This is a genomic window from Streptomyces sp. NPDC001858 (genome assembly GCF_053594615.1).
Window position 1 is genome coordinate 25075 of sequence record NZ_JBSFEV010000048.1, and the last position, 25997, is coordinate 51071.

General features: G+C 72.0%; 24 protein-coding genes and 5 tRNA genes. 20 read left to right on the top strand and 9 right to left on the bottom strand.

Features of this window, described 5'->3' with window-relative positions:
• Positions 1-192: 192 nt before the first annotated feature.
• The 4 genes from argH to ACWCPF_RS39900 all read left to right on the top strand — a co-directional run bounded on the left by argH (position 193) and on the right by ACWCPF_RS39900 (position 4905).
• The gene (argH, locus tag ACWCPF_RS39885; protein ID WP_451050044.1) at positions 193-1623 is read left to right on the top strand and encodes an argininosuccinate lyase; all 1431 of its coding nucleotides are present in this window, start codon (positions 193-195) and stop codon (positions 1621-1623) included.
• Positions 1624-1765: 142 nt separating this feature from the next.
• Positions 1766-2737, top strand: a complete 972-nt coding sequence (locus tag ACWCPF_RS39890; protein WP_451050045.1) for an aldo/keto reductase — start codon at positions 1766-1768, stop codon at positions 2735-2737.
• Positions 2738-2821: 84 nt separating this feature from the next.
• The gene (locus ACWCPF_RS39895; RefSeq protein WP_451050046.1) at positions 2822-3385 is read left to right on the top strand and encodes a TetR/AcrR family transcriptional regulator; all 564 of its coding nucleotides are present in this window, start codon (positions 2822-2824) and stop codon (positions 3383-3385) included.
• Complete coding sequence (locus ACWCPF_RS39900; RefSeq protein WP_451050047.1) at positions 3382-4905, top strand: MFS transporter; 1524 nt, start codon at positions 3382-3384, stop codon at positions 4903-4905. Before ACWCPF_RS39895 ends, ACWCPF_RS39900 begins: the two co-directional genes overlap by 4 nt.
• 123 nt (positions 4906-5028) lie before the next feature.
• Here ACWCPF_RS39900 and ACWCPF_RS39905 read toward each other — a convergent pair whose 3' ends face one another.
• The gene (locus ACWCPF_RS39905) at positions 5029-5700 is read right to left on the bottom strand and encodes a lysophospholipid acyltransferase family protein (RefSeq protein WP_451050071.1); all 672 of its coding nucleotides are present in this window, start codon (positions 5698-5700) and stop codon (positions 5029-5031) included.
• A 433-nt stretch (positions 5701-6133) separates the two neighbouring features.
• Here ACWCPF_RS39905 and ACWCPF_RS39910 point away from each other — a divergent pair, with 433 nt between their 5' ends.
• The 3 genes from ACWCPF_RS39910 to ACWCPF_RS39920 all read left to right on the top strand — a co-directional run bounded on the left by ACWCPF_RS39910 (position 6134) and on the right by ACWCPF_RS39920 (position 8432).
• Positions 6134-7315, top strand: coding sequence for a glycerophosphodiester phosphodiesterase (locus ACWCPF_RS39910; protein ID WP_451050048.1), 1182 nt, complete (start codon positions 6134-6136; stop codon positions 7313-7315).
• A gap of 67 nt (positions 7316-7382) precedes the next feature.
• Positions 7383-7889 carry an RNA polymerase sigma factor gene (locus ACWCPF_RS39915; RefSeq protein ID WP_451050049.1) on the top strand — a complete coding sequence of 169 codons (507 nt, stop codon included), beginning with the start codon at positions 7383-7385 and terminating at the stop codon, positions 7887-7889.
• A gap of 45 nt (positions 7890-7934) precedes the next feature.
• The gene (locus ACWCPF_RS39920) at positions 7935-8432 is read left to right on the top strand and encodes a GNAT family N-acetyltransferase (RefSeq protein WP_451050050.1); all 498 of its coding nucleotides are present in this window, start codon (positions 7935-7937) and stop codon (positions 8430-8432) included.
• On the opposite strand, the gene ACWCPF_RS39925 is transcribed toward ACWCPF_RS39920, so the two are convergent.
• On the bottom strand, positions 8422-8856 hold the full coding sequence (locus ACWCPF_RS39925; RefSeq protein ID WP_451050051.1) for a hypothetical protein: 435 nt from the start codon (positions 8854-8856) through the stop codon (positions 8422-8424). The two genes, ACWCPF_RS39920 and ACWCPF_RS39925, sit on opposite strands and share 11 nt — an antisense overlap.
• 1 nt (position 8857) lies before the next feature.
• On the bottom strand, positions 8858-9217 hold the full coding sequence (locus ACWCPF_RS39930; RefSeq protein WP_451050052.1) for a hypothetical protein: 360 nt from the start codon (positions 9215-9217) through the stop codon (positions 8858-8860).
• A gap of 69 nt (positions 9218-9286) precedes the next feature.
• Between ACWCPF_RS39930 and ACWCPF_RS39935 the strand changes: the two genes are divergently transcribed.
• The 9 genes from ACWCPF_RS39935 (at position 9287) to ACWCPF_RS39975 (ending at position 21675) form a co-directional block, all read left to right on the top strand.
• Entirely contained in the window at positions 9287-9946 is a 660-nt protein-coding gene (locus tag ACWCPF_RS39935; protein WP_451050053.1) for an HAD-IA family hydrolase, read from the top strand.
• A gap of 387 nt (positions 9947-10333) precedes the next feature.
• Entirely contained in the window at positions 10334-11365 is a 1032-nt protein-coding gene (locus ACWCPF_RS39940) for a methionine ABC transporter ATP-binding protein (RefSeq protein ID WP_451050054.1), read from the top strand.
• Positions 11362-12099, top strand: a complete 738-nt coding sequence (locus tag ACWCPF_RS39945) for a methionine ABC transporter permease (RefSeq protein ID WP_451050055.1) — start codon at positions 11362-11364, stop codon at positions 12097-12099. The genes ACWCPF_RS39940 and ACWCPF_RS39945 overlap by 4 nt, the downstream gene beginning before the upstream one ends.
• A 99-nt stretch (positions 12100-12198) precedes the next feature.
• A complete protein-coding gene (locus ACWCPF_RS39950; protein WP_451050056.1) occupies positions 12199-13032 on the top strand; it encodes a MetQ/NlpA family ABC transporter substrate-binding protein in 834 nt (277 codons plus the stop codon).
• A 166-nt stretch (positions 13033-13198) separates the two neighbouring features.
• The gene (locus tag ACWCPF_RS39955; RefSeq protein ID WP_451050057.1) at positions 13199-13837 is read left to right on the top strand and encodes a GNAT family N-acetyltransferase; all 639 of its coding nucleotides are present in this window, start codon (positions 13199-13201) and stop codon (positions 13835-13837) included.
• Between the two features lie 96 nt (positions 13838-13933).
• Positions 13934-15151, top strand: coding sequence for a precorrin-6y C5,15-methyltransferase (decarboxylating) subunit CbiE (gene cbiE / locus ACWCPF_RS39960; protein ID WP_451050058.1), 1218 nt, complete (start codon positions 13934-13936; stop codon positions 15149-15151).
• A gap of 366 nt (positions 15152-15517) precedes the next feature.
• Positions 15518-19405 (top strand): nicotinate-nucleotide--dimethylbenzimidazole phosphoribosyltransferase, encoded by a 3888-nt coding sequence (gene cobT, locus ACWCPF_RS39965; protein ID WP_451050059.1) that lies wholly within the window; start codon positions 15518-15520, stop codon positions 19403-19405.
• Positions 19406-19546: 141 nt separating this feature from the next.
• Positions 19547-20779, top strand: a complete 1233-nt coding sequence (gene cobA, locus ACWCPF_RS39970; protein ID WP_451050060.1) for a uroporphyrinogen-III C-methyltransferase — start codon at positions 19547-19549, stop codon at positions 20777-20779.
• Positions 20780-20856: 77 nt separating this feature from the next.
• Positions 20857-21675 (top strand): TrmH family RNA methyltransferase, encoded by an 819-nt coding sequence (locus ACWCPF_RS39975; RefSeq protein ID WP_451050061.1) that lies wholly within the window; start codon positions 20857-20859, stop codon positions 21673-21675.
• On the opposite strand, the gene ACWCPF_RS39980 is transcribed toward ACWCPF_RS39975, so the two are convergent.
• Complete coding sequence (locus ACWCPF_RS39980; protein ID WP_451050072.1) at positions 21672-23033, bottom strand: serine/threonine-protein kinase; 1362 nt, start codon at positions 23031-23033, stop codon at positions 21672-21674. The two genes, ACWCPF_RS39975 and ACWCPF_RS39980, sit on opposite strands and share 4 nt — an antisense overlap.
• A gap of 196 nt (positions 23034-23229) precedes the next feature.
• Here ACWCPF_RS39980 and ACWCPF_RS39985 point away from each other — a divergent pair, with 196 nt between their 5' ends.
• The 4 genes from ACWCPF_RS39985 (at position 23230) to ACWCPF_RS40000 (ending at position 25434) form a co-directional block, all read left to right on the top strand.
• Entirely contained in the window at positions 23230-23505 is a 276-nt protein-coding gene (locus ACWCPF_RS39985) for a hypothetical protein (RefSeq protein WP_351907959.1), read from the top strand.
• A gap of 197 nt (positions 23506-23702) precedes the next feature.
• Complete coding sequence (locus ACWCPF_RS39990) at positions 23703-23897, top strand: hypothetical protein (protein ID WP_451050062.1); 195 nt, start codon at positions 23703-23705, stop codon at positions 23895-23897.
• A 226-nt stretch (positions 23898-24123) separates the two neighbouring features.
• Positions 24124-25059 (top strand): phosphotransferase family protein, encoded by a 936-nt coding sequence (locus tag ACWCPF_RS39995; protein ID WP_451050063.1) that lies wholly within the window; start codon positions 24124-24126, stop codon positions 25057-25059.
• An 81-nt stretch (positions 25060-25140) separates the two neighbouring features.
• The gene (locus ACWCPF_RS40000) at positions 25141-25434 is read left to right on the top strand and encodes a TFIIB-type zinc ribbon-containing protein (protein ID WP_358807418.1); all 294 of its coding nucleotides are present in this window, start codon (positions 25141-25143) and stop codon (positions 25432-25434) included.
• 63 nt (positions 25435-25497) lie between these two features.
• Here the strand turns inward: ACWCPF_RS40000 and ACWCPF_RS40005 are convergent.
• The 5 genes from ACWCPF_RS40005 to ACWCPF_RS40025 all read right to left on the bottom strand — a co-directional run bounded on the left by ACWCPF_RS40005 (position 25498) and on the right by ACWCPF_RS40025 (position 25945).
• Positions 25498-25569 (bottom strand) — tRNA-Val (locus tag ACWCPF_RS40005).
• Between the two features lie 22 nt (positions 25570-25591).
• A tRNA-Val gene (locus ACWCPF_RS40010) sits at positions 25592-25663 on the bottom strand.
• A gap of 23 nt (positions 25664-25686) precedes the next feature.
• Positions 25687-25758: transfer RNA gene (locus tag ACWCPF_RS40015), tRNA-Val, on the bottom strand.
• 1 nt (position 25759) lies between these two features.
• Positions 25760-25833, bottom strand: a tRNA-Cys gene (locus tag ACWCPF_RS40020).
• Positions 25834-25872: 39 nt separating this feature from the next.
• Positions 25873-25945: transfer RNA gene (locus tag ACWCPF_RS40025), tRNA-Gly, on the bottom strand.
• Positions 25946-25997: the final 52 nt, after the last annotated feature.

The following is a 25997-nucleotide window of genomic DNA, read 5'->3' on the forward strand; positions in this document are numbered from 1 at the left end:
TGGGTCAGGAGTGGGTTCTAACAACACGCGGCCGGCGTTCAGCGGTGAGTACGGGTAAGCGGTTGCCGTTGTTCAAGGCGTCTTCAAATCTCTTGCCGAGGCCTGTCCACCGAAGCCCGTCGAATTGACGAATCATGCAGTCCACTGCATAATCATGCATGACCTTGAGTGCAGCGGTGAGGAGCAACGCAAGTGAGCAGCAACAGCGGTGACGTACGGCTCTGGGGCGCCCGTTTCGCCGACGGTCCCGCCGAGGCCCTGGCGAAGCTGTCCGCGTCCGTCCACTTCGACTGGCGGCTCGCGCCCTACGACCTCGCCGGTTCCCGCGCCCACGCGCGTGTGCTGCACAAGGCGGGTCTGCTCACCGAGGACGAGCTCACCCGGATGATCGCCGGACTCGACCAACTCGGCGCGGACGTCGCCGACGGCTCCTTCGTCGGCACGATCGCCGACGAGGACGTCCACACCGCCCTGGAGCGCGGCCTGCTGGAGCGGCTCGGCGCCGACCTCGGCGGCAAGCTGCGTGCCGGCCGCTCCCGCAACGACCAGGTCGCGACCCTCTTCCGGATGTACCTGCGCGACCACGCCCGGATCATCGGCGGCCTGATCGCCGACCTCCAGGACGCCCTGATCGGCCTCGCCGAGGCCCACCCGGACGTGGCGATGCCCGGCCGCACCCACCTCCAGCACGCCCAGCCGGTGCTCTTCGCCCACCACGTCCTCGCCCACGCGCAGTCCCTGTCCCGGGACGCGGAGCGGCTGCGCCAGTGGGACGAGCGCACGGCCGTCTCGCCCTACGGCTCCGGCGCGCTCGCCGGCTCCTCCCTCGGCCTGGACCCGGAGGCGGTGGCCGCCGACCTCGGCTTCGAGAACGGAAGCGTCGGCAACTCCATCGACGGCACGGCGTCCCGTGACTTCGTCGCCGAGTTCGCCTTCGTCACCGCGATGATCGGCGTCAACCTCTCCCGGATCGCCGAGGAGATCATCATCTGGAACACGAAGGAGTTCTCCTTCGTGACCCTGCACGACGCGTTCTCCACGGGCTCGTCGATCATGCCGCAGAAGAAGAACCCGGACATCGCGGAGCTGGCACGCGGCAAGTCGGGCCGCCTGATCGGCAACCTGACGGGCCTCATGGCCACCCTCAAGGCCCTTCCCCTGGCCTACAACCGCGACCTCCAGGAGGACAAGGAGCCGGTCTTCGACTCCTGCGACCAGCTCGAGGTCCTGCTCCCCGCCTTCACCGGCATGATGGCCACCCTCACCGTCCACCGCGAGCGCATGGCGGAACTGGCCCCGGCCGGCTTCTCGCTCGCCACCGACATCGCCGAGTGGCTGGTCAGGCAGGGCGTGCCGTTCCGCGTCGCGCACGAGGTGGCCGGCGAGTGCGTCAAGGCGGCGGAGGCCGAGGGCAAGGAACTGGACGAACTGACCGACGACCAGTTCGCCAAGATCTCCGCGCACCTCACCCCCGAGGTCCGCACGGTCCTCAACGTCCAGGGCGCCCTGGCCTCCCGCAACGCCCGAGGCGGCACGGCCCCGAGCGCGGTCGCGACCCAACTGGCAGAGGTGAAGGCAAACGTGGCGGCCCAGCACGAATGGGCAACTGCCAAGAAGGCCTGAGGGCAGCGCCTCAAAGGGGCGCGGGCAACTGCGCGACCAGCCACTACGCACCCGCACCCGCCGAACCACCGCACAACCCGAGCTCTGAAGCGAAGGCCATCGCGGGTTACGTTGGTCGACAGCCGACCGAACGGAGCCCGCGATGCCCTTCGCCCGCCTGGCAGCGGCAACCACCCCCACCTGTCACATCGGCTTCGGCCTCGCCGCAGTAGGCCGCCCCGGCTACATCAACCTCGGCCGGGACGACGACCTGGGAGCGGACCGCAGGGTCGATTCGCTGCGCACCCGCACCCACGAACTCCTCGACGCCGCCTACGCCCAGGGCGTCCGCTACTTCGACGCGGCGCGCTCCTACGGCCGCTCGGAGGAGTTCCTCGCCGACTGGCTGAAGGCCCGCCCCGACGTCGACGACATCGTCGTCGGCAGCAAATGGGGCTACACCTACACCGCCGACTGGACGACGGACGCGGAGAAGCACGAGGTCAAGGACCACAGCCTGGCGACGTACGAGCGTCAGCGCGCCGAGTCGGCCGAACTGCTCGGCGCCCGCCTCGACCTCTACCAGATCCACTCGGTGACCCCGGACAGCCCCGCCCTCACCGACAAGGAGCTCCACGCGAGGCTGGCGGAAGCCGCCGCCCAGGGCCTCACCGTCGGCTTCTCCACGAGCGGCCCCGCCCAGGCCGACGCCATCCGCGCCGCCCTCGCCGTGACGGTCGACGGCGAGCCCCTCTTCCGCACCGTCCAGTCGACGTACAACGCGCTGGAGACCTCGGCCGGACCGGCGCTCGCCGAGGCCCATGACGCCGGGCTCACGGTGATCGTGAAGGAGGGCATGGCCAACGGGCGGCTCGCGGCGCCGCACGCGCCGGACGTGCTGAAGGCCGTGGCGGGCGAGACCTCCCTCGGCTGTGACGCCGTCGCCCTCGCCGTGATCCTGCGCCGCCCGTGGGCCGGCGTCGTCCTCTCCGGCGCCGCGACCGCCGCCCAGCTCGCCTCCAACCTGCACGCCGCCGTCGTCGATCTCGACGACGACCAGCTGGACCGGCTGGCCGGGCTCGCGGAGGACCCGCGAGCGTACTGGGAGCGGCGCGGCAGCCTGCCCTGGCACTGAGAAAAACCGGGTACGACCTGCCGATGGTGAGCCCCGCGTGCCCGTGATGAGACATGAATGTCTCACCTGGGCTATTCTTGTCTCATGGCTGTCGATCGTGACCACGTACTCCGCAGCGCCGCCGCCCTGCTGACCCGCAGACCCACCGCCACGATGGACGAGGTCGCCAAGGCGGCCGGGATCAGCCGCGCCACCCTGCACCGTCACTTCGCCGGACGCGACGCGCTGGTCCGCGCCCTGGAGGCGCTCGGCATAGCGGAGTGCGAGAGCGCCCTGGACCGGGCCCGGCTGGCGGAGGGCCCGGCCGCCGACGCCGTACGCCGACTCGTCCGCGAGGTGGAGCCGGCCGCCGCCCTGCTCGCCTTCCTCTACACCGAGAACCAGCTCTTCGAGGACGACCAGCACCAGGGCTGGACGCGGATCGACGACCGCATCGCGGCCCTGTTCCGGCGCGGCCAGGCCGACGGCGAGTTCCGCATCGACCTCACCCCGGCCTGGCTCACCGAGGCGCTCTACGGCCTGCTGGCCTCCGGTGCCTGGGCGGTCACGGAAGGCAGGGTCGCCCCCAAGGACTTCACCCACATGATCGTCGAGCTGCTGCTCGGCGGTGCGCTACGACCTTCGGCACAGCGGAGAGAGGAATCATGACCAGCGCCCTGCAGCCGGCGACCACGACCGAGGCGGTGAAGCGCCCGGATCGCTGGATCGCGCTCTCCGTCCTCGTGCTCGCCGTGCTGCTGGTGGCCGTCGACGCGACCGTCCTCGGTCTCGCGACCCCCTACATCAGCGAGGACCTGGCCCCCTCCGGCACCCAGCTCCTGTGGATCGGCGACGTCTACTCGTTCGTCATCGCCGGCCTGCTCGTCTCGATGGGCAGCCTCGGCGACCGCATCGGCCGCAAGCGGATCCTGCTCGTCGGCGCCACCGCGTTCGGCCTGATATCGGTCCTCAACGCCTATGCCACGACCCCGGAGACGATGATCGCGGCCCGGGCCCTGCTGGGCGTGGCGGGCGCGACCCTGATGCCCGCCACCCTCGCCCTGATCCGCAACCTCTTCCACGACCCGCGCGAGCGCAGCCTCGCCGTCGGCATCTGGGGCGCGACCGCCTCCGCCGGCGCCGCGGTCGGCCCGATCGTGGGCGGCTTCCTCCTCGAACACTTCTGGTGGGGCTCGGTCTTCCTCATCAACCTGCCGGTGATGGTCGTGCTCGTCGTCGTCGGCCTGAAGACGCTGCCCGAGTCCAAGAACCCCGACCCAGGCCCCTGGGACCTGCTCAGCGTGGTCTTCTCGCTGGTCGGCATGATCGCCGTCGTCTACGCGGTGAAGGAGGCCGCCAGTCACGGCCTGACCTGGGAACCGCTGACGGCGGGTCTGCTGGGCGCGGTCGCGCTGCACGGCTTCGTCCGCCGCCAGCTCACCCTGCCCAAGCCACTGCTGGACATGCGCCTGTTCCGCCGGCCCGGCTTCAGCGGCGCGGTACTGGCCGACATGCTGACCGTGCTCGGCATGTCCGGCCTGGTGTTCTTCCTCTCCCAGTACCTGCAGTTGGTCCAGGGCAGAAGGCCGCTGGAAGCCGGCCTGGCCGAACTCCCCGCGGCCGTGGGCGCGGTGGCGGCCGGCCTGATCGCGGGCCGCATGGCCCGCCGCTACTCGGTACGAGCCGTGGTCTCCGGCGGCCTCGCGGCCATCGGCCTGGCCCTGGCCGCGCTGACGACGATCGACGCGACGACCGGCTATCCGATCCTGGGAGCGGCCCTGCTGGCGGTCGGCATCGGCGCCGGCTTCTCCTTCACGGTGACCTCCGACGTCATCCTGTCGTCGGTCCCCAAGGAACAGGCGGGAGCGGCCTCGGCGGTCTCCGAGACGGCGTACGAGCTGGGCGCGGCCCTCGGCATCGCCGTACTCGGCTCGATCGTGACAGGCGTCTACCGAGGCTTCCCGTCCCCGACGGGCACACCGGAGAGCGCCCACGAATCACTGGGCGGAGCGGCGGAGGCAGCAGGCCACATGTCGCCCCCGGCAGCCGAATCCATGCTGACCTCGGCCCGAGAAGCCTTCGTGGACGGCCTGGCGCTGGCATCAGGCACAGGCGCAGCAGTCCTGCTGGCCACGGCACTCGCAGCCTGGTTCCTGCTCAGGGAGCAGCGCCTGGACAACGCCGGGTAAGGGTCGCAACCTAGGGGCGCGGGGCTGTTTCGATGTGCGGCTCCGCCGCGTGGGCGCGACCAGCCCCAACGCATCCGCACCCGACAACGCACCCGCACCGAAAACCGCCCGACCGCCGGAGGCCTACGCGGCTTTCGCCTTCGTCGCGTACATATCCACATACTCCTGCCCCGACAACCGCATGACCTCGGTCATCACCGAGTCCGTCACAGCCCGCAGCACATACCGATCCCGGTCCATCCCCTCGTACCGGGAGAACTCCATCGCCTCGCCGAACCGAACGGTGACCCGCCCCGGGCGGGGCATCCCCGCACCCCCCGGCTGCAACTTGTCCGTGCCGATCATCGCGAAGGGAACCACCGGCGCGCCGGTCATCAGCGTCAGCCGCGCGATGCCGGTACGGCCCCGGTACAGCCGGCCGTCGGGCGACCGGGTGCCCTCGGGGTAGATCCCGAAGACCTTCCCCTCCTCCAGCACCCGGCGGCCGGTCATCAGGGCGGCGACACCGCCGCGCCCGCCGTCGCGGTCGACGGGGATCATGCCGACCCCGATGAAGAACCAGGCCATGACCCGGCCCTTGAGGCTCTTGCCGGTGACGTACTCGTCCTTGCCGATGAAGAAGACCTGCCGGTCGCACACGAGCGGCAGGATCATCGAGTCGATGAACGTGAGGTGGTTGCCGGCCAGGATGACCGGGCCGTCGCCGGGGATGTGCTCCGCGCCCTCGACCCGGGGGCGGAACATCAGGCGCATGACCGGACCGAGCACTGTCTTGATCAGCGCGAAGCGGGACAACGAGCCCTCCGATGTCAAGGGAAAACGGTATGAGTATGTGCAGGTGAGGACGATACTCGCGGCCGAGGGCGTGGCGCACATCGGGTCACTCAGGTCTTACGCACTGTTGACCTACGTTTACCTGTACGGCCGTATCGTCGCCCGCCCGACACCTGCGCGGAACCCTGCGAGGCGGTGCGCGTAACCGACTGCTCACTGCCCGGCTTCCCGCCCCGAACCCGTTCAATCCGCCGCAACGAGCCGCAACGAGCCGCATCAAGCCGTAATCGGCCACATCCGGCCGCATCCCACGCCACTTCCGACGCCACGTCAGATCGCCGTGCTGCACAAGCCATCCACCGTCACCCGCGTGTTCGGACCGAGGTCTCCCGACGGTCATGTCCACGCCCCTACGATCGGCGCGCACGGACGAGCCGACGGCAGGAGGCCCCTCATGGGAACGCAGGACACGCAGGAGTCGAACCATCAGGCGAGCGTGAGCGGAACCGGACGGCGGGCGCTGCTCGGCGCGGCCGTGCTCGGTGCGGGAGGAGTCCTCGGTCTGTCGGGCACGGCGAGAGCCGCCGACGCCCGGCACGGCGGAGGCGGCGGCCTCAAGAGCCTGCCCGTCCCGACGATCATCGGGCACCGCGGCGCCAGCGGCTATCGCCCCGAGCACACCCTCGGCTCCTACCAGCTCGCCCTCGACCTGGGCGCCGACATCGTCGAGGCCGGTGACCTCGTCCCCACCAAGGACGGCCACCTGGTCTGCCGGCACGAGCCGGAGATCGGCGGCACGACGAACGTCGCCGACCACCCCGAGTTCGCGAACCGCCGGACGACCAAGCTGCTCGACGGCGTCTCCCTCACCGGCTGGTTCACCGAGGACTTCACGCTCGCCGAGCTCAAGACCCTGCGCGCGGTCGAGCGCATCCCGGACTACCGCCCGCACAACACGCTCTACAACGGTCGCTGGGAGATCCCCACCTTCGAGGAAGTCCTCAAGTGGCAGGACGAGCAGACCCGTAAGCGCGGCAAGCAGGTCTGGATCTACCCCGAGGCCAAGCACCCCACCTACTTCCGCAAGCTGGGCCTGGGCCTGGAGGAGCGGATCGCCAAGCTGCTGCACAAGTACGGCAAGGACAGGAAGAACTCGCCGGTCGTCGTCCAGTCCTTCGAGCCGACCAGCATCCAGCGCCTGAACAAGCTGGTCGACAACCCCCTGGTGGTCCTGCTGTCGGCCGCCGGCACCCGCCCCTGGGACTTCGTCGAGACGGGCGACCCGCGCACGGTCACCGACCTCGTCACCCGGGCCGGTCTGCGCGAGATCGCGGGCTACGCGAGCGGCATCGGCCCGACCCTCGACCTGGTCATCCCGAAGGACGCGAGCGGCAACCTCACCACCCCGACCACCCTGGTGAAGGACGCCCACGCGGTCGGCCTGGTCCTGCACCCGTACACCATGCGCAACGAGAACCCCTTCCTGCCCCCGGACTTCCGCAAGGGCACGGACGCGGACGGCTACGGCGACTCCCTCAGCGTCTTCCGCACCTACTTCGCGACCGGCATCGACGGCGTCTTCACGGACAACCCGGACACCGGACTGCTGGCTCGCGCGGACTTCGTCAACGGCTGAGTCCTCGTTGGAGTGACAGTCGGCCGCCCGGGCAACCAGCCGCCCGGGCGGCCGCATCGTTCGGCATATGACGTCCGACCTTCTCACCGCCCTGCGCCCGCTGCTCAGCGCGGAGGCCTCCGCCGAGGCCCATGCCACCGGCACCGAACCCGGCGACCTGGAACAGGCGGTCTGGCTCCGGCTGCTGGAGCACCTCGCCGCCGAGGGCCCGCCCCTCGACCCCCAGGGCTGGCTGCGCCGGGCCGTCCGCGCCGAGGTCCGCCGCACCCGCCGGACCACCCGCCGCGAACAGTCCTACGCGAGCGACCCGGCCGACGACGCCGACCGCGGCCCGGAGCAACTCGTCCTCACCGCGGCCCGCCATCGCGCCCTGCGCGAGGCCGTGCACCGGCTGCCCGGTCGCTGCTCCCGACTGCTCCAGGCCCTGCTCTCGCCGGAGGACCTCACCTACCGGGAGATCGCGGGGGAGTTGGGTATCTCACAGGGCAGTCTCGGCCCGGAACGCTCCAGATGTCTGGGATGTCTGCGACGTTTGCTGACTCCGGAGGTTGCGGCCGGTGAAGTGCGGGGATAGGAGTGAAGGACCACAGGCGATCAGGTGAGCGGGAGGCGTGCGCACATGGGCATGAGCGTGACCATCTCGGTGGCGAGCGAGCAGGACACCGAGCAGATCTTCAGGTTGCAGTACCTCTGCTTCCAGAGCGAAGCCGCGCTGTACGGCAACTACCGCATCGCCCCGCTCGTCCAGAGCCTCGACTCGGTCCGGCAGGAGCTCACCACCGACTGCGTCTTCGTGGCCCGGCTGGGCGACGAGGTGGTGGGCTCGGTACGCGGCAACCTCACGGAGGACGGCGCGGCGGCCATCGGCAAACTCTGCGTCCACCCGCGGCTCCAGGGCCACGGCATCGGCGCCCGGCTGCTGCGCGCGGCCGAGGAGGCGCTGGCCGAGGAGCGCGGCGCCAAGAAGTTCCGCCTCTTCACCGGCCACCGCAGCGAGGGCAGCCTCCGCCTCTACCGCCGCGTCGGCTACGAGACCGTCGGCACCTCCGAGGGCGCCGACGGCGTGCCGATGATCGTCCTGGAGAAGCAGGCGGGGGAGTACGCGGCTACCGCGTAGCGGTCGTGGGGGGCGTGGCCGTGCGGGACTTCCGCAGCCAGTACAGGGCCGACAGCGGCAGCAGCACGGGAATGAACACGTACCCCACCCCGTACTCCGACCACACGGTCGTGTCGGGGAAGGCGGACGGCTCCACCAGCGTCCACGTGCCGACGATCAGTACGCCCGCGAGTTCGGCGGCGCAGCAGAACCGCGCCGCCCTGCGGGCCGTCTCGCCGCCCCGCACCAGCGAGTACGTGATGAAGGCGTACACCACGCCGGCCAACGCCGACAGCGAGTACGCCAGCGGAGCCCGGTCGAACTCCGTCGCGATCTGGTACGCCGACCGCGACACGGCCCCGACCACCATGACCCCGTAGAACCACACCAGCAGCATCCCGGGCCCGCTGATGAGCCGGGCCGGCTTCTCCTGTGTCGCCGTCATGTCAGCCTCCCCAGATGTCGAAGAGCCGCACCTCGAGCACGGCGAGCACCACGGCGCCCGCCGCGACCGTCACCGAACCCCAGCGGGTCCGCTCGGCCAGCGACATGAACCCCGCCGCCGGAACACACGAGGACGCCCCCAGCAGATACGCCACGAAGATGGTCGTGCCCTGCTCGGGCTCCTCGCCCCGCGCCAGCTGCACGATCCCGATCACCAGCTGGACCACGGTCAGCGCCGTGACCACGGCCATCCCGATGAAGTGCCAGTCCTTCGTCGGCTGGTCACGGTAGGCGGCCCAGCCGCACCAGGCGGCGAGCAGCAACGCGGCGACGCCGGTCGCCAGCGTCAGTGCATCAAGCATGCAGCGACCTTAATACGGCGTATCCGGCGCCTCGCGATCGGCCCCGCGGCCCGACGTAGGGTCTGGACCATGACGACTCGGACGATCACCGCACAGGCCCTTCTCTTCGACAACGACGGCACCCTCGTCTCCACCCTCGCCTCGGTCCAGCGCTGCTGGAACCGGTGGGCGGCCGAGTACGGGATCACCGCCGAGGACTTCGCGCGGATCGAGCTGCACGGCCGTCCCGCCGCGGAGATAGTCGCCGACCTGCTGCCCGCCGACCTCGTCGAGGCGGCCGTCGCCCGCGTCGAACAGCTGGAGGTGGACGACGTGCCGGGCGGCGGAGTCGAACTCCTCCCCGGCACCCGGGCCTTCCTCGACGCCCTTCCCGCCGACCGCTGGGCCGTCGTCACCTCCGCCACCCGGCGGCTGGGCGAAGCCCGCCTCGAAGCGGTCGGCATCCGGCCCAAGACGCTGGTCACCGCCGACGACATCACCCACGGCAAGCCCCACCCCGAGCCCTATCTGCTCGCCGCCCGCGCACTCGGCGTCGACCCGGCGCACTGCGTCGTCTTCGAGGACGCTCCGGCGGGCCTGGCGGCCGGTCGCGCCGCGGGCATGACCACCGTGGCGTTGGCCACAACCCACCAGGCCCACGAGCTCGTCGCCGACCTGGTGGTGAACGACCTCTCGGCCTTGTCGGCGCTGGTCACCGACGGGGGAGTGGAGATCTCCGTACGCGGCTGAGGGGTGTCCGCGGACCGTCCACGGCTGTCCAGCATCCGGACAGCGCAGTCTTTGTCAGGACCGTACTTCTGCTTTACTGATGCTCATGACCACGACGAGCAGCCGCACCCTTGCGACCGAGGCGACCATGACGCCCGGTGCTCGTTGTATGTGTCGAATGTGCGCCTTCTAGAGGGCCCCCGCACCACCCGAGCTCGCGCCCCGAAGCGAGACGCCGTGGCAGGTCCGTACGCCGTGTCCGAGCCGTACGCGACCCGAGCCGCGCCCCGCGCACATGTTTCTCCCCGGTTCCCCGCCACAGCGAGAACCGTGTCGCGTCCCTGACAGCCTGCACCCGTGCGCCCGGGCACACCCACGCCCGCGCACTCGACAGTGACGGAAATCCACGTGATCACCACCACGGGCCTGACCAAGGTCTACCGCTCGCGCGGCCGTGCGGTCACCGCCCTCGACGGCGTCGACCTGCACGTCCGCGAAGGCGAGGTGTACGGCGTCATCGGCCAGTCCGGCGCCGGCAAGTCCTCGCTCATCCGCTGCATCAACCTCCTGGAACGCCCCACGGCCGGCACGGTCACCGTCGCCGGCCAGGACCTCACCGCGCTCGCCGGGCGCGGACCGCGGGCCGGCAAGGAGCTGCGGGAGGCGCGCAGCCGGATCGGCATGGTCTTCCAGCACTTCAACCTGCTGTCCTCGCGGACCGTGCAGGACAACGTCGAACTGCCCCTGGAGATCCTTGGCGTCTCTGGGAAGGAACGTTCCCGCAAGGCGCTGGGGCTGCTCGACCTGGTCGGCCTCGCCGACAAGGCGAAGTCCTACCCCGCCCAGCTCTCCGGCGGTCAGAAGCAGCGCGTCGGCATCGCCCGCGCCCTGGCCGGCGACCCGAAGGTGCTGCTCTCCGACGAGGCCACCAGCGCCCTCGACCCGGAGACCACCCGCTCCATCCTCCAGCTGCTGCGCGACCTGAACCGGCAGCTGGGCCTGACCGTGCTGCTCATCACCCACGAGATGGACGTGGTGAAGTCGATCTGCGACTCCGCCGCGCTCATGGAGAACGGCCACGTCGTCGAGTCCGGCACGGTCAGCGAACTGCTCGCCACCCCCGGCTCCGAACTGGCCGCCGCCCTCTTCCCGGTCGGCGGCGAGGCCACCGGAGCCGACCGCACGGTCATCGACGTCACCTTCCACGGCGAGGCCGCCACCCAGCCCGTCATCTCCCAGCTGTCGCGCACCTACAACATCGACATCTCGATCCTCGGCGCGGCCATCGACACCGTCGGCGGCCTCCAGGTCGGCCGGATGCGCATCGAACTGCCCGGCCGCTACGAGGACAACGTCGTGCCGATCGGCTTCCTGCGCGAACAGGGCCTGCAGATCGACGTCGTGGGCGAGTCCCTGCTGGTGAACGAAGGTGCCAAGTGACCTGGTCCGAAATGCAGCCCCTGCTGTCCCAGGCGTGTTGGGACACCCTCTACATGGTCGGCTGGTCCACGCTGATCGCCGTCGTCGGCGGCCTCCCGCTCGGCATCCTGCTGGTCCTGACCGACCGCGGCGGCCTGCTGCAGAATACCGTCGCCAACAAGGTGATCGGGCAGACCGTGAACATCGCCCGCTCGATGCCGTTCATCATCCTGATGGTCGCGCTGATGAACTTCACCCGCACCATCACCGGGACGACCATCGGCCGTGACGCCGCGATCGTGCCGCTCGCCATCGGGGCCATCCCGTTCTTCGCCCGCCTGGTCGAGACGGCCGTCCGCGAAGTGGACGGCGGGCTCGTCGAGGCCGTGCAGTCGATGGGCGGCAACACCTGGACGATCGTCCGCAAGGTCCTCGTCCCCGAGTCCCTGCCCTCGCTCATCGCCGGCACCACGACCACGATCGTCGCGCTCATCGGCTACTCCGCCATGGCCGGGACGGTCGGCGCCGGCGGCCTCGGCGACATCGCCATCCGCTACGGCTACCAGCGCTTCGAGACCGAGCTGATGTGGATCACGGTGGCGATCCTCGCCGTCGTCATCTCGCTCATCCAGTTCGCCGGCGACTACGCGGCCCGCTCCCTGCACCGCCGCGGCGGCAGCTCCGGCGCCGCCCCGAAGCTCCGCCTCCTGAAGGCCAAGGAGCCCGCGGCGGCCGACGTGAGCAAGGTCGCCTGAGCCCGCCCCGGGCCCCCAGGCGCACCCCCGAGACACCCCCCTCCCAGACTCCCCGCCCACCCACCGCGGGGACGCACCACCTCAGGAAAGGCACTTTTCGTGCGTAACACCGCCAAGATCACCACCGCCGTCCTCGCCGCCGGAGCCCTCACCCTCGGACTCAGCGCCTGCGGCTCGGACAAGGACTCCGCCTCCGCCTCCGACACCAGCGGCCCGCTGGTCGTCGCCGCGAGTCCGACCCCGCACGCCGAGATCCTGAACTTCGTCAAGGACAACCTCGCGAAGAAGGCGGGACTCGACCTGGAGGTCAAGGAGTTCACCGACTACGTCACGCCGAACACGGCGACGGAGGACGGCTCGGTCGACGCCAACTACTTCCAGAACCAGCCGTACCTCGACGACTTCAACAAGAAGAACGGCACCCACATCGTGCCCGTCGTCACGGTCCACCTGGAGCCGCTCGGCCTCTACTCCCACAAGGTCAAGAGCGCCGACGCGCTGAAGAGCGGCGCGACGATCGCCGTCCCGAACGACAGCGTCAACGAGGCCCGCGCCCTCAAGCTGCTCGCCGCGAACAAGCTCATCACCCTCAAGGACGGCGTGGGCAACGACGCGACCCCCGCGGACATCACCGCCAACCCCAAGAAGTTCGAGTTCAAGGAGCTGGAGGCGGCCCAGACCCCGCGCTCCCTGGACGACGTGGACGCCGCCGTCATCAACGGCAACTACGCGATCGAGGCCGAACTGAAGCCCGCGTCGGACGCCCTCGTCCTGGAGTCCGCCACGGACAACCCGTACGGCAACTTCCTCGCGGTCAAGGACGGCAACGAGGACGACCCGCGGGTGCAGAAGCTCGCCGAGCTGCTCACCTCCGCCGAGGTCAAGAAGTTCATCCAGGACACGTACGACGGCTCGGTCATCCCCTCGTTCTGAACCCCGTGACCGTCCGGGGGACCCGCCTCACGCCCGGGGTCCGCACTTCACTCGGTGCGGACCCCGTGGTGTGGTTCCGCGCCGACATGCTGCATGCTGGGCAGTTCAGCGAGCCCTGACGGGCCGGCAGGTCTCATCCGAGATTTCGAAGGTTACGGAGCGGCGCATGACAAGCACCTTCCCCACCATCTCCATCAGCACGGAGCGGTTGGGCTTGCGCCCCCTCGACGAGGACGACGTGCCCGCGCTGGCCGACATGATGAACGACGAGCAGGTCGCGGCCTGGACCGCCGTGCCCCAGCCCTACGACCGGGCGGCCGCCCGCCGCTGGATCACCGAGCGCGCGCCCGCCGAACGCATCTCCGGCCGCGGCCTCGACCTCGCCGTCACCGAGTTCCTCACCCAGCGCCTGGTCGGCGTCGTCCAGCTGGCCAAGACCAACTGGCACGTCCGCTCCACCGAGATGTCGTACATCATCGCCCCCTGGGCGCGCGGCGAGGGCTACGCCTCTGAGGCGGCGCTGGCCACCGCCCAGTGGCTGTTCACCGACCAGAAGTTCGAGCGCGTCGAGCTGCGCACTGCCGCCGACAACACCGCCTCCCAGCAGGTCGCACAGAAGATCGGGTGCATCAGCGAGGGCGTCCTGCGCAACGCGTGCATAGCGCGCGCCCGCGCCGAGGACGGCACCTGGAACGAGGTGCGCACCGACTACATCGTCTGGAGCCTCCTCCCGGAGGACGTCGAGGGCGCCGGCGAGCACTTCGCGGAGAGCGGCGGCTTCACGTCCTACACCGACTGGAACTGACCCGGGGCCCGGCGCCGGGGCCCTTGCCCGGACCTGCCGACCAGGTACCCTCACGGAGCCCGCTACCTGCGTGAACCCCCGGGGGGACTGACGACGATGGCCGACCGCGTCACGGTGATCGGCTGGGACGGCTCGCCGCTGACCGCCGCGGCCCGCTCCGCCCTGGGCGCCGCCACCCTCGTGGCCGGAGCCGCCCACCATCTGACGCTGCCCGAGGTCCCGCCCGGCGCGGAACGCATCCGGCTCGGCAGCGTCTCCCTCGCCGCCCGCCGCATCGCCGGCCACCGCGGCACCGCCGTCGTCGTCGCCGACGGCGACCCGGGCTTCTTCGGCGTCGTGCGGACCCTGCGCGCACCCGAGTTCGGCCTGGAGGTGGAGGTCGTCCCGGCCGTCTCCGCCGTCGCCGCGGCCTTCGCCCGGGCCGGCATGCCCTGGGACGACGCCCAGGTGGTCGTCGCCCACCGACGCACCCTGCGTCGCGCGGTCAACGTGTGCCGCGCCCACACCAAGGTCGCCGTCCTCACCTCCCCGGGCGCCGGACCGGCGGAGCTCGGCCTGCTCATGGAGGGCGTGCACCGCACCTTCGTGGTCTGCGAGGAACTCGGCACCACCCGCGAACAGGTCAGGATCACCACCTCCGACAAGGCCGCCGACCACATCTGGCGCGACCCCAACGTCGTCATCGTCATCGGCGGCCCCACCGGGCCGGTCGTCTCCGGCGACACCGGCTGGATCGCCGGCCGCGCCCCGGACACCGGCCCGCGCGGCTGGGCCCTGCCCGCCGAGGCCTACGGCGGCGGCCTCGGCGAGGGCGAGTCGGAGCTGCTGCGCGCCGCCCAACTCGCCCGTCTCGGCCCGCGCGTCGGCGATCTCGTCTGGGACATCGGCTGCGGCAGCGGCGCCTTCGCCACCGAGGCCGCGCGGGCGGGCGCCGCCGTGATCGCCGTCGACCGGCAGCTGGAGGCGTGCGCCCGCACCGACGCCGCCGCGCGCCGCTACGGCGTCCAGCTCCAGATCGTCCGCGGCGCCGCCCCGCACGTGCTGGAGAACCTGCCCGAACCGGACGTCGTCCGGGTCGGCGGCGGGGGAGCGGCCGTGGTCTCCGCGGTCGCCGACCGCCGCCCGCAGCGCATCGTCGCCCACGCGGCCACCCGCGACGCCGCCGAACGCGTGGGCCGCGACCTGTCCGAGCACGGCTACCGAGTCGAATGCGCGCTCGTCCAGTCCGTCGAACTCGACACACGGGCCTGGACGGAGACGGAACGCAGCGTCGCGTTCCTGCTCAGCGGCGCTCTCCCGGACCGCACGGCGTGACCCGGTTCGCCTCCCCGTGATCCTGTTGTCGTACCGCGCGCGGTAGGCTGGCCGATCGTCGTACCGCTTCCGTTCGCCCGGCACTTCGTCGGTCAATGTCCGGAAAACACATCCCTTTTGGGCTACGTGTGGTACGGCAGTACCGGAGGGCGCGCAACGTGGCGCAGTCCACAGCGGAGCGTCGCGGATCAAGCTGTCGCGACGCGACGACGGCCGGGACAATGCCACTGAATGGCTTTGTCGCTTTTTCGGGCGGGTCGTTCGTGCCGCTGGGCACGGACGCTCGTTCTTCACTACGGGGCGGTCGGTGCGCCGCTCCGGGTGAGCGGGTCGTAGGAGCACTAACCGATGGGCGAGGGGTTACGCATGACCGACACCGGCCAGGTCCCGGCCGAGGGGCTGCCGGAGAGCGCAGGCATGGTGGAGCAGCCGGGCGCCCCCGCGCACGGTGCGTACACCTACCTCTCCGACACCACCGCCGAGGACGAAGACCTGTTGCTGCTGCCGGGCGCGCAGAGCGCCTGGGGCAACGAGGTGGCGCCGCCCGCGCCCGAACCGGTGGTCGAGACGGTGGTGCACGAGCCGGGCCCGCACGAGACGGCGGGCCGCGACAGCGGCTCGGTCGACCTCAGCGCCGTCCGCCTGCCCAGCCCGTCGGCGCCCCAGGCGGCCCCGCGCCGCCCGCTGCACCTGGGCCCGCCGATCCCCGACGCCTCCGCCAGCCCGGTCCGCTCCCTGGCCGACCGCGGCCCCGCGGACGCGCCGGTACGCCAGCCCGCCGCGCCCGCGTCCGGCCCCGAGTACCTCGATGTGTCGGCACTGCGCGAGATGCCCCCGCAGGGCGCGTCGCCCTGGGGCGCCGCACAGGCCACGGCGCAGACCACGGTCCAGGGGCCGGTCGCCTCCGGGGTGGCGACCGCGGAAACGGTTGCTCCGGCGCCGGCCCAGCCGGTGGACGTGGCCCAGGCCGTGGTGGCCCGCGTGGCGACCGAGGCGACGGAGGCGATCGCCGCGACCGCCCCACAGGGCCAGGACGACGCGTACGGCGCGCCGACCCCGCCCGAACCCGTGGCAGCCGCCCCCTACGGAGTCGTCGACCCCGGTCAGTTGCTCGGCGCCGCGATGATGGCGGAGGCTGAGGAGACTCCCGAAGCTCCGGTCGCGGACCCCGGACCGCTCATGGCCGAGGTGCCCGTCCCCGGTGCGGACCAGCCGGCGGAGGTCCCGGCAGCGCCGACCCCCGCAGCGCCGACGGACACCCCGCAGGCACCGGAAGCCCCGGAGGCCGTGCAGGTGATCGAGCCTGCCCCGGCCGAGGTGGTCGAGGCGGTCGAGCTGATCGAGGCAGTCGAGACCACGGAGGCGGCACCGGAGGAGGTGCTGGAGGTCCCCGAGGAGCCGCAGCCGCAGCCTCAGGAGCAGGTCGCCGAGGAGCCCGCGGCGGAGGCGATTCCGGTCGTCGACGTCGTTCCCGAGGCGATGGCCACCCCGGAGCCGCCCGCGCAGCCCGTGATGGAACCGACCGCCCCCGTGGCCGTCGTCGCCGAGCCCGCCGCCCCCGAAGCCGTCCAGTTCGTCGAGGCCGCCGCCCCCGAAGCCGTCCAGTTCGTCGAGGCCGCTCCCCAGCAGCCGGAACCGGAGCCCGAGCCGGAACTCGTCGTCCAGCCGATCCCGGACGTCCAGCCCGAGCCGGAGCCGACCCCCGCCGTGGTCCTCATGGCACCGGAACCGGAACCGGAACCCGAGCCGCAGCCGGAGCCCCCGACCGTGATGCCGGAGACGGCGGAAGCGGTGGAGATGCCCGTCGAGGCGCCCTTCGTGGCCCCCGAGCCCCTGCCGGCACCCCTCGCGGACGCAGTCCCGGCCCCGCAGCCGCAGCAGGAGCTGCTGCCCCAACAGCCTCTGCCTCAAAGCGACTTGCCCCCGGAGCCCCTCCAGCCCGCAGAACCCGCCCCCGAGGCGCACGTCGAGCCGCATGCCGAGCCGCATGCCGAGCCGCATGTCGAGGCCCCCATCGAGGCGCCCGGCGCGGAAGTTCTGCCCCCCGCCGTCACCCCGGACCCCCAGCCGGACCAGCCGGCCGCCCCGGAGCCGCTGGTCGAGCAGCCGCCGGCCGAGGAGCCCATGGCGGCCGAAGAGCCCGTGGCGGCCGAGGAGCCCCTCGGCCAGTTCGTGCAGGTCGAAGGCACGGTGCCCACCACTCCGCACCTCGCCCCGACCCCGCCGCACCCGCTGGTGCTCCCCACGCAGCAGCAGCCGACTCCCGAGGCGGAGGCGGAGGCGGAGGCGGCGGCCCTGCCGGAGGTGGCGCCGGTCGCGATCCCGGGCCCGGAGCAGCAGGCCGACATCGCTCCCGACGTCGTCGACTCCGAGGTCGGCTCCGCTGTGGACGCCGACGCCGACGCCGACGCCGACGCCGCCGTCGACGCCGATGTCGCACAGAGCCCGGAGGACCTGGAGACCAGGGCCGCCGACCAGGAGGAGACCCCGGCCGCCGTGGAAGAAGTCAGAGAGTCCACCGGCCCCGCCGCGCCCGCGTACGACGACGCCGAGCGCGAGGCGGTCCTGAAGGTCATGCGGGAACGCCGGGACATCCGCAACGGCTTCCGCGGCGACCCCATCCCGCACGAGGTGCTGCTGCGCGTCCTGGAGGCGGCCCACCACGCGCCCTCCGTCGGCCACTCGCAGCCCTGGGACTTCGTCGTCATCCGCTCGGCCGATACCCGGCGCGCGATGCACGAACTGGCCATGCGGCAGCGCGACGCCTACGCGAAGTCCCTGCCCAAGGGCCGGGCGAAGCAGTTCAAGGAACTGAAGATCGAGGCCATCCTCGACACCCCGGTGAACATCGTCGTCACCGCCGATCCGACCCGCGGCGGCCGGCACACCCTGGGCCGGCACACCCAGCCGCAGATGGCGCCGTATTCCTCCGCGCTCGCGGTCGAGAACCTGTGGCTCGCGGCCCGCGCCGAGGGCCTCGGCGTCGGCTGGGTCAGCTTCTTCGACGAGCGGGAGATGGTCCGCGCGCTGGGCCTGCCCGACCACCTCGAAGTGGTCGCCTACCTGTGCGTCGGCTACGTCGACGAGTTCCCGGACGAGCCCGAGCTGATGCAGGCGGGCTGGGCCAAGCGCCGCCCGCTGTCCTGGGTCGTCCACGAGGAGACGTACGGCCGTCGCGCCCTGCCCGGCGAGGACCCGCACGATCTGCTCGCCGAGACCGTCGCCAGCGTCCGCCCGCTGGACGCCAAGGCGCTCGGCGAGGCCTGGGAGCGGCAGAAGCGCATGACGAAGCCGCCGGGCTCGCTCGGCATGCTGGAGATCATCTCCGCGCAGCTGTCCGGTTTGTCCCGGCAGTGCCCGCCGCCGATCCCGGAGCCCGCGGCCGTCGCGATCTTCGCAGGCGACCACGGTGTGCACGCCCAGGGCGTCACCCCCTGGCCGCAGGAGGTGACGGCCCAGATGGTCGCCAACTTCCTCGGCGGCGGAGCGGTCTGCAACGCCTTCGCGACCCAGGTGGGCGCCGAGGTCTGCGTGGTGGACGTCGGCGTCGCGGCCGAGCTGCCCGGCACCCCCGGGCTGCTGCCCCGCAAGGTCCGCGCGGGCACGTCCGACATGACCACCGGTCCCGCGATGACCCGCGAGGAGGCCAAGCAGGCCATCGAGGTCGGCATCGAGACCGCCCGCGACCTGGTGGCGGCCGGCAACAAGGCGCTGCTCACCGGCGAGATGGGCATCGCCAACACGACCGCGTCCGCGGCCCTCATCTCGGTCTTCACGGGCGCCGACCCGGGCGAGGTCACCGGCCGCGGCACCGGCATCAACGACGAGACGCTGGCCCGCAAGACCGAGGTCGTCCGCCGCGCGCTGGACCTCCACCAGCCGGACCCGGCCGACCCGATCGGCGTCCTGGCGGCGGTCGGCGGCTTCGAGCACGCGGCGCTGGTCGGCCTGCTCCTCGGCGGGGCCTCGCTGCGCACGCCCGTCATCCTGGACGGCGTCAGCGCCGGCGCCGCCGCCCTGGTGGCCCGTGCGATCGCCCCCGAGGTCCTCGCGGCCTGCATCGCGGGCCACCGCAGTGCCGAGCCGGGCCATGTGGCCGCCCTGAACAAGCTGGGCCTGCGCCCCCTGGTCGACCTCGACCTCCGCCTCGGCGAGGGCACCGGCGCGCTGCTGGCCCTGCCGCTGGTGCAGAGCACGGCCAGGGCGATGCACGAGGTGGCCACGTTCGACTCGGCCGGGGTCACCGAGAAGTAGTACGGCACCGGGGTCGGCGGGCATGCGCTCCTGCGTGCCCCCCGGCCCCGCCGTACGCTGAAGCCACCTCTAAAATCCGCACGTCAGGGCCGCTCCAGAGCCGCAGCGCCCACCCTCTGCCCGTTCGAGGAGCCGCACCTCATGGCCGAACACCCCGCCTACCCCGTAGGCCTGCGCCTCACCGGCCGCAGAGTCGTCGTCCTCGGCGGCGGCCAGGTCGCCCAGCGCCGCCTCCCCGCGCTGATCGCAGCGGGCGCGGACATCCACCTCGTGTCCCCCGAAGCCACCCCCTCCGTCGAGGCGATGGCGGACGCGGGCGAGATCGCCTGGTCGCGGCGTCCCTACGCCGACGGCGACCTCGCGGACGCCTGGTACGCCCTGATCGCCACCGGCGACACGGAGGCCAACGTCTCGGCCTCGGCCGAGGCCGAACGCCGTCGCGTCTGGTGCGTCCGCTCCGACGACGCCGACGCGGCCACCGCCTGGACCCCGGCGACCGGCCACAGCGAGGGCGTCACGGTCGCCGTCCTCACCACGGACGCCCGCGGCCGCGACCCCCGCCACACCGCGGCCATCCGCGACGCGGTCGTCGAGGGCCTGCGCGACGGCACCCTGGTCGCCCCCCACCACCGCACCCGGACCCCCGGCGTCGCGCTGGTCGGCGGCGGCCCCGGCGACCCCGACCTGATCACCGTCCGCGGCCGCCGCCTCCTCGCCGAGGCGGACGTCGTCATCGCCGACCGGCTCGGCCCGCGCGACCTCCTCGCCGAACTCCCGCCGCACGTCGAGGTGATCGACGCGGCGAAGATCCCCTACGGCCGTTACATGGCGCAGGAGGCCATCAACAACGCGCTGATCGAGCACGCCAAGCAGGGCAAGTCGGTCGTCCGGCTCAAGGGCGGCGACCCGTATGTGTTCGGCCGTGGCATGGAGGAGCTCCAGGCGCTGGCCGAGGCCGGCATCGCCTGCACGGTCGTCCCGGGCATCTCCAGCTCGATCTCGGTGCCGGGCGCGGCCGGCATCCCGGTCACCCACCGGGGCGTCGCCCATGAGTTCACCGTGGTCAGCGGCCATGTCGCCCCCGACGACGAGCGTTCCCTGGTCGACTGGGCGTCCCTCGCGAAGCTCACCGGCACGCTGGTGATCCTGATGGGCGTCGACAAGATCGGGAAGATCGCCGAGACGCTCGTCGCGCACGGCAAGTCGCCCGACACCCCGGTCGCGCTCGTCCAGGAGGGCACGACCGCCGCCCAGCGCCGGGTCGACGCGACGCTCGCGACGGTCGCCGACACGGTCCGCGACCAGGAGGTCAGGCCGCCGGCCGTCATCGTCGTCGGCGCGGTCGTCGCCGTCGGCGCGCGGACGGCCGAGTGACGCCCTCCGAGTAACCGCGGGTAACACAACCGTTCCGAGCCGTTGGCACCACACCCAGGACAAGGCAGTATCACCCTGTGGCCGATCTCATCACCGTTGAGGACCCCGACGACCCGCGCCTGCGCGACTACACCGGCCTGACCGACGTCGAGCTGCGCCGCAAGCGCGAGCCCGCCGAGGGCCTGTTCATCGCCGAGGGCGAGAAGGTCATCCGCCGGGCCAAGAACGCCGGGTACGAGATGCGCTCCATGCTGCTCTCCGCCAAGTGGGTCGACGTCATGCGCGACGTCATCGACGAGCTCCCGGCGCCGGTCTACGCCGTCAGCCCGGAGCTCGCCGAACGCGTCACCGGCTACCACGTCCACCGCGGCGCGCTGGCCTCGATGCAGCGCAAGCCGCTGCCGACCGCCGCCGAACTCCTGCAGACCGCCCGCCGGGTCGTCGTCATGGAGTCGGTCAACGACCACACCAACATCGGCGCGATCTTCCGCTCGGCGGCCGCCCTCGGCATGGACGCCGTCCTGCTCTCCCCGGACTGCGCCGACCCTCTCTACCGCCGCAGCGTGAAGGTGTCGATGGGCGCGGTCTTCTCGGTCCCCTACGCCCGGCTGGACAGCTGGCCGAAAAGCCTCGACTCGGTCCGCGAGGCCGGGCTCACCCTCCTCGCCCTCACCCCGGACGAGAAGGCCCGCAGCCTCGACGAGGCGGCCCCGCACCGGATGGACCGCGTGGCCCTCATGCTCGGAGCCGAGGGCGACGGCCTCTCCACCCAGGCACTGGTCGCCGCCGACGAATGGGTCCGCATCCCGATGTCCCACGGCGTCGACTCCCTCAACGTGGGAGCCGCGGCAGCGGTCGCCTTCTACGCCGTGGCGACGGGCCGCCCACAGCCCTAACCGGGGCCCGCCCGGCCCTCCGGCCGCACAGGCTGCTGCTGCTCGTGCTGGACGACCCGGCCGCCGTCCCCGCCCAGTCCGCGCGCGGGGCCCTCGCAGCCCTGGACGACGGCGATGCCGAGCGCCACGAACAGCGTCACGACGACGAAGACGAACAGCCGCTGCCGCAGCAGCCGCGGGTTGGCGGGCCGCCGTCCGGTCCCCGTGGTTCTCGGCCCCGGACGCCCACGGCGGGGCGCCGGCCGGCTGCCCGTGCCGGGACGGGTGTTGCGCGAACCGGGCGCCGGCCGGGCCCCGGACCGCGACGACGACGCACTGCCACCGCGCGAGGCGCCGGCCCCGCGAGCGGGCGCCCCGCCCCGGGACGGAACCGAACCGCGCGAGGACGGCACCCCGTTCCGCGGCGGCGGGGTGCCCGGTCCGCCCGGCTGGCGCATGGTGCGCTCCGGGTAACCGCCTTCGGAGAGCCGTCCCGTGGGACGATCGGCCTCCGCCGCCCGCGGAACCGGGGGACGCGAGTCCGCCAGCCCCTGGGCCTCGCGGGTCGCGATCTCCTTCAGCCGCAGCGAGAGATCGAGCGTGCTCGGCCGCTCCTCGGGGTCCTTCGCCAGACAGGCCCGCACCAGCGGCGCCAGCGCGTCCGGCACCCCGTGCAACTGCGGCTCCTCGTGCACCACCCGGTACAGCATCACCTCGGAACTGCCGTGCCCGAAGGGCGAGTCGGAGGTCGAGGCGTAGGCGAGCGTGGCCCCCAGCGAGAACACGTCGGTGGCCGGGGTGACCAGCGCCCCCCGCACCTGCTCCGGCGCGAGGAACCCGGGGGAGCCGACCGCCGTGCCGACATGCGTCAGCGTGGAAGCGCCCGTCGCCCAGGCGATGCCGAAGTCGATGATCCGCGGGCCCTTGGGGGAGAGCAGGATGTTGGACGGCTTCAGGTCCCGGTGCACGACCCCGGCCTCATGGACCGCGACGAGCCCCTCCGACAGCGCGGCCCCGATCGAGGCGAGCTCGGCGGCCCCGAGCGGCCCGTCGTCGTTGACCTTGTCGTGCAGCGAAGGACCGGGCACGTACTGGGTGGCGAACCACGGCCGGTCGGCGTCCAGATCCGCCGCGACCAGCCGCGCCGTGCACCCGCCCCGGATCCGCCGGGCGGCCGACACCTCGCGCGCGAACCGCGACCGGAACTCCTGGTCCTCCGCCAGATCGGGCCGGATCACCTTCAGCGCGACCCGCTGCCCCTTCTTGTCGGACCCCAGATAGACGACGCCCATCCCGCCCGCGCCGAGCCGTCGGTGAAGCCTGAACGAGCCGACGACGCGCGGGTCCTCGCGCCTCAGGCGCATCATCGCCATGTTCATCCCCGCTGCCCGGTCCGTGTGACGTGGCACAGCTTACGTTTCCACGGCCGTTCGCGCGCAGAGGCCGCGCCCTCTCGTACCGATCGATTGTCAGTGCCCGGTGGGAGACTTGAAGGGTGGTCAGAAGCCCTGCGAACAGGCGTGCTTTGGCGGCTTTGTGACCTCAACCACCTGTCACAGAAGGGGGATTGAACCCGTGAAGGGTGACCGCGTGGAGATAGTCGTCGACGCCGGCGACACGACCCGCACCTACGAGGTGACGGCGAGCAGAGCAGGCCGCCGAGTGGAGTCGGCGGTACGAAGAGGGGTGGTGGAAGTGAGCGAAGTCACCAGAACCGGCACGCCGGTCCGCACGGCCCGCTTCATGGCGAACAGGGTCCTCGCCCTGGTCGAGCACCCCGTCCCTCGCGAGGACAGCTCGGAGAAACCGGCCCGGACCGGACACCCCTTCCGGGAAGACCCCGAGACCTAGGACGTCGTCTCCACCCTGGGGAGTACGCAGCAGGTCATGGCTCATCCTCCGGGAGGCCCGGCAATCGGTACGAGGGCATGACGTCCCGCGCCCGCCGCCCGCCTAGATTTGAGGTCAAGCGGCGGGTGCAGCACTCGTCCCCCGAGGTCAGACACCCGCCGCTGCCAACGACAACTGATCAGGTCAGGAGAGGGACCATGGCCCTTACGGCACCGCGGAGCACGATGCGCACGCAGGGAGGCACCGCGCACTCCCGCCGCGCGGGCCGCCGCCACCCCCTGGTGGCGACCGTGATGGCCCTTCCCCTGGCGGTCCTGCTCCTCGTCGTCTTCGACGGCTGGGAGACAGTGGCCCTACAGGCGTCGTCCGTGGGAGTGATGCTGGGGCGCTGAGCGGCGACCCCAGGCCCGGAAGAGCGGTCCGGGCGGGGACATCCACCCATGAAACCCCGTGGGGACGGGGGTGCGGCGGACGGCAAAAAATGCAGGCGCAGCTGGGGAGCTGCGCCTGCATTGCTTTTCCCGGGGCTTTTCCCCGGGCCTTTCCCCGGCGGACGACTCCGGCGACCCCCTGCGTACCCTCGCGAGGAGAGCCGTCAGCCGCCGCCCAGGGAGCCCCGTGACCGCACATCCCCTGCTCACCGAGCTCGCCTTCCGCGCCGGAGCCCGGGCCCATGAATCCGCCGCGGCCTGCTCCTGCGGCGCGGCCACCCTCGCGGACCGTCCCGACGCCACCGTCGTCCGGCACGCCGACACCGTCGCGAAGGCCCACGCGCCCGACACCGACCCGGCCGACCTCGCCCCGCGCCTGCTCACGGCCGTCCGCCTCCCCGAAGTCCTCCTGCCGCCGCTCACGCCGGCGCCGACCCGGCTGCACGGCCGGCTGGTCACCTTCTGGCCGTACGGCGCCCCGGTGGACCCGGACGATCCGGACGCGGCCCCCTGGGAAGCCGCGGCCGCCCTGCTCGCCCGCCTCCACCGCACCCCCGCCCCGACCGCGCTCCCGCCGATGCGCGGGCCCGCCAAGGCCGCCCACGCCGTGGCCCGGCTGCGCGCCGCCGGCTCACACCCGGCCGTCGCGCCCGTCCTGAGCGCCTGGCGCGAGCTCCCCGCGTGGGCCCGCGCGGAGGCTCCCATGCCCGACGCCGCCACGCTCTGTCACGGCGACCTCCACCTCGGCCAGCTCGTCCGCCGTCCCGCCCCCGACGGCCCCTGGCGGCTGATCGACGTCGACGACCTCGGCGTCGGCGTGCCGGCCTGGGACCTCGCCCGCCCCGCCGCCTGGTACGCCTGCGGCCTGCTCCCGCCCGAGCAGTGGACCCGCTTCCTGGCCGCCTACCGGGCCGCGGGCGGCCCCGCCGTCCCCGCGTCCGGCGACCCCTGGCCCGCCCTGGACGTCCCGGCGCGCGCACTCACCGTGCAGGGGGCGGCACGTGCTGTCACCAAGTCGGTCGCGGAGGACCGGCCGTTGGACGAGGTCGAGCAGTGCCTGGTCGACGCCTGTGCCCGAATGGGTTTCGTCCCCCCGCAGTTCACGGCAAGCTTCGCGAAGTAGGGTGCAACCGACCGCAGCCGGACAGTGTCTGTCCTGGCGGTACGCGAAACAGCACCGACCGGCGAGGAGTTGAGCCGAACCATGCAGTGCCCGAAGTGTCACGCTCCGATGCACACCTACAACCGCAATGGCGTCCAGATCGAACAGTGCAGCAACTGCCGTGGGATATTCCTCGACTACGGCGAGCTGGAGGCGCTGACCCGGCTGGAGGGCCAGTGGAGCCAGCAGGCGCCGCCGCCCCCGGCCGCCCCGCAGGCGTACCCGGCCGCCCCGGTCGCTCCCGCCTGGGGCGCCCCGCACGGCGGGCACCACGGGGGCCATCACGGCAGCCACCACCGCAACAAGAGCTTCGGCCGCATGCTGTTCTCCAGCTGACCGGACCGGCCGGACAACGGAAAGAGCCCCCGACCGCGAAGGCGGCCGGGGGCTCTCGGCGTGTGGACGATACTGGGATTGAACCAGTGACCTCTTCCGTGTCAGGGAAGCGCTCTCCCGCTGAGCTAATCGTCCGGGAGGGGTGGTGCGTGCTGCGTGCGCGATACTGGGATTGAACCAGTGACCTCTTCCGTGTCAGGGAAGCGCTCTCCCGCTGAGCTAATCGCGCGGGGACCCGATGAACCGGATCAGTGGACGATACTGGGATTGAACCAGTGACCTCTTCCGTGTCAGGGAAGCGCTCTCCCGCTGAGCTAATCGTCCTTGGAGGTGGAGACGGGATTTGAACCCGTGTAGACGGCTTTGCAGGCCGTTGCCTCGCCTCTCGGCCACTCCACCAGGAGTGCGGGGGTTCGGGAAGATCCCCCACTTCCTGCGAGCGGACGACCAGGTTCGAACTGGCGACCTCAACCTTGGCAAGGTTGCGCTCTACCAACTGAGCTACGTCCGCTTGTCGTTTCCGCTCGGCTTGCGCGTCGCGGCGACGTGTTGAACTCTAGCGG

Bases quoted from the DNA above. Each gene is read 5' to 3' on its own strand.
- cobA (WP_451050060.1), top strand. From the start codon at position 19,547: ATGGCCGAACACCCCGCCTACCCCGTAGGCCTGCGCCTCACCGGCCGC.
- cobT (WP_451050059.1), top strand. From the start codon at position 15,518: ATGACCGACACCGGCCAGGTCCCGGCCGAGGGGCTGCCGGAGAGCGCA.
- ACWCPF_RS39910 (WP_451050048.1), top strand. From the start codon at position 6,134: ATGGGAACGCAGGACACGCAGGAGTCGAACCATCAGGCGAGCGTGAGC.
- ACWCPF_RS39955 (WP_451050057.1), top strand. From the start codon at position 13,199: ATGACAAGCACCTTCCCCACCATCTCCATCAGCACGGAGCGGTTGGGC.
- ACWCPF_RS39900 (WP_451050047.1), top strand. From the start codon at position 3,382: ATGACCAGCGCCCTGCAGCCGGCGACCACGACCGAGGCGGTGAAGCGC.
- ACWCPF_RS39915 (WP_451050049.1), top strand. From the start codon at position 7,383: ATGACGTCCGACCTTCTCACCGCCCTGCGCCCGCTGCTCAGCGCGGAG.
- ACWCPF_RS39920 (WP_451050050.1), top strand. From the start codon at position 7,935: ATGGGCATGAGCGTGACCATCTCGGTGGCGAGCGAGCAGGACACCGAG.
- ACWCPF_RS39930 (WP_451050052.1), bottom strand. From the start codon at position 9,217: ATGCTTGATGCACTGACGCTGGCGACCGGCGTCGCCGCGTTGCTGCTC.
- ACWCPF_RS39890 (WP_451050045.1), top strand. From the start codon at position 1,766: ATGCCCTTCGCCCGCCTGGCAGCGGCAACCACCCCCACCTGTCACATC.
- ACWCPF_RS39980 (WP_451050072.1), bottom strand. From the start codon at position 23,033: ATGAACATGGCGATGATGCGCCTGAGGCGCGAGGACCCGCGCGTCGTC.
- ACWCPF_RS39935 (WP_451050053.1), top strand. From the start codon at position 9,287: ATGACGACTCGGACGATCACCGCACAGGCCCTTCTCTTCGACAACGAC.
- ACWCPF_RS39925 (WP_451050051.1), bottom strand. From the start codon at position 8,856: ATGACGGCGACACAGGAGAAGCCGGCCCGGCTCATCAGCGGGCCCGGG.
- cbiE (WP_451050058.1), top strand. From the start codon at position 13,934: ATGGCCGACCGCGTCACGGTGATCGGCTGGGACGGCTCGCCGCTGACC.
- ACWCPF_RS39990 (WP_451050062.1), top strand. From the start codon at position 23,703: ATGGCCCTTACGGCACCGCGGAGCACGATGCGCACGCAGGGAGGCACC.
- ACWCPF_RS40000 (WP_358807418.1), top strand. From the start codon at position 25,141: ATGCAGTGCCCGAAGTGTCACGCTCCGATGCACACCTACAACCGCAAT.
- ACWCPF_RS39895 (WP_451050046.1), top strand. From the start codon at position 2,822: ATGGCTGTCGATCGTGACCACGTACTCCGCAGCGCCGCCGCCCTGCTG.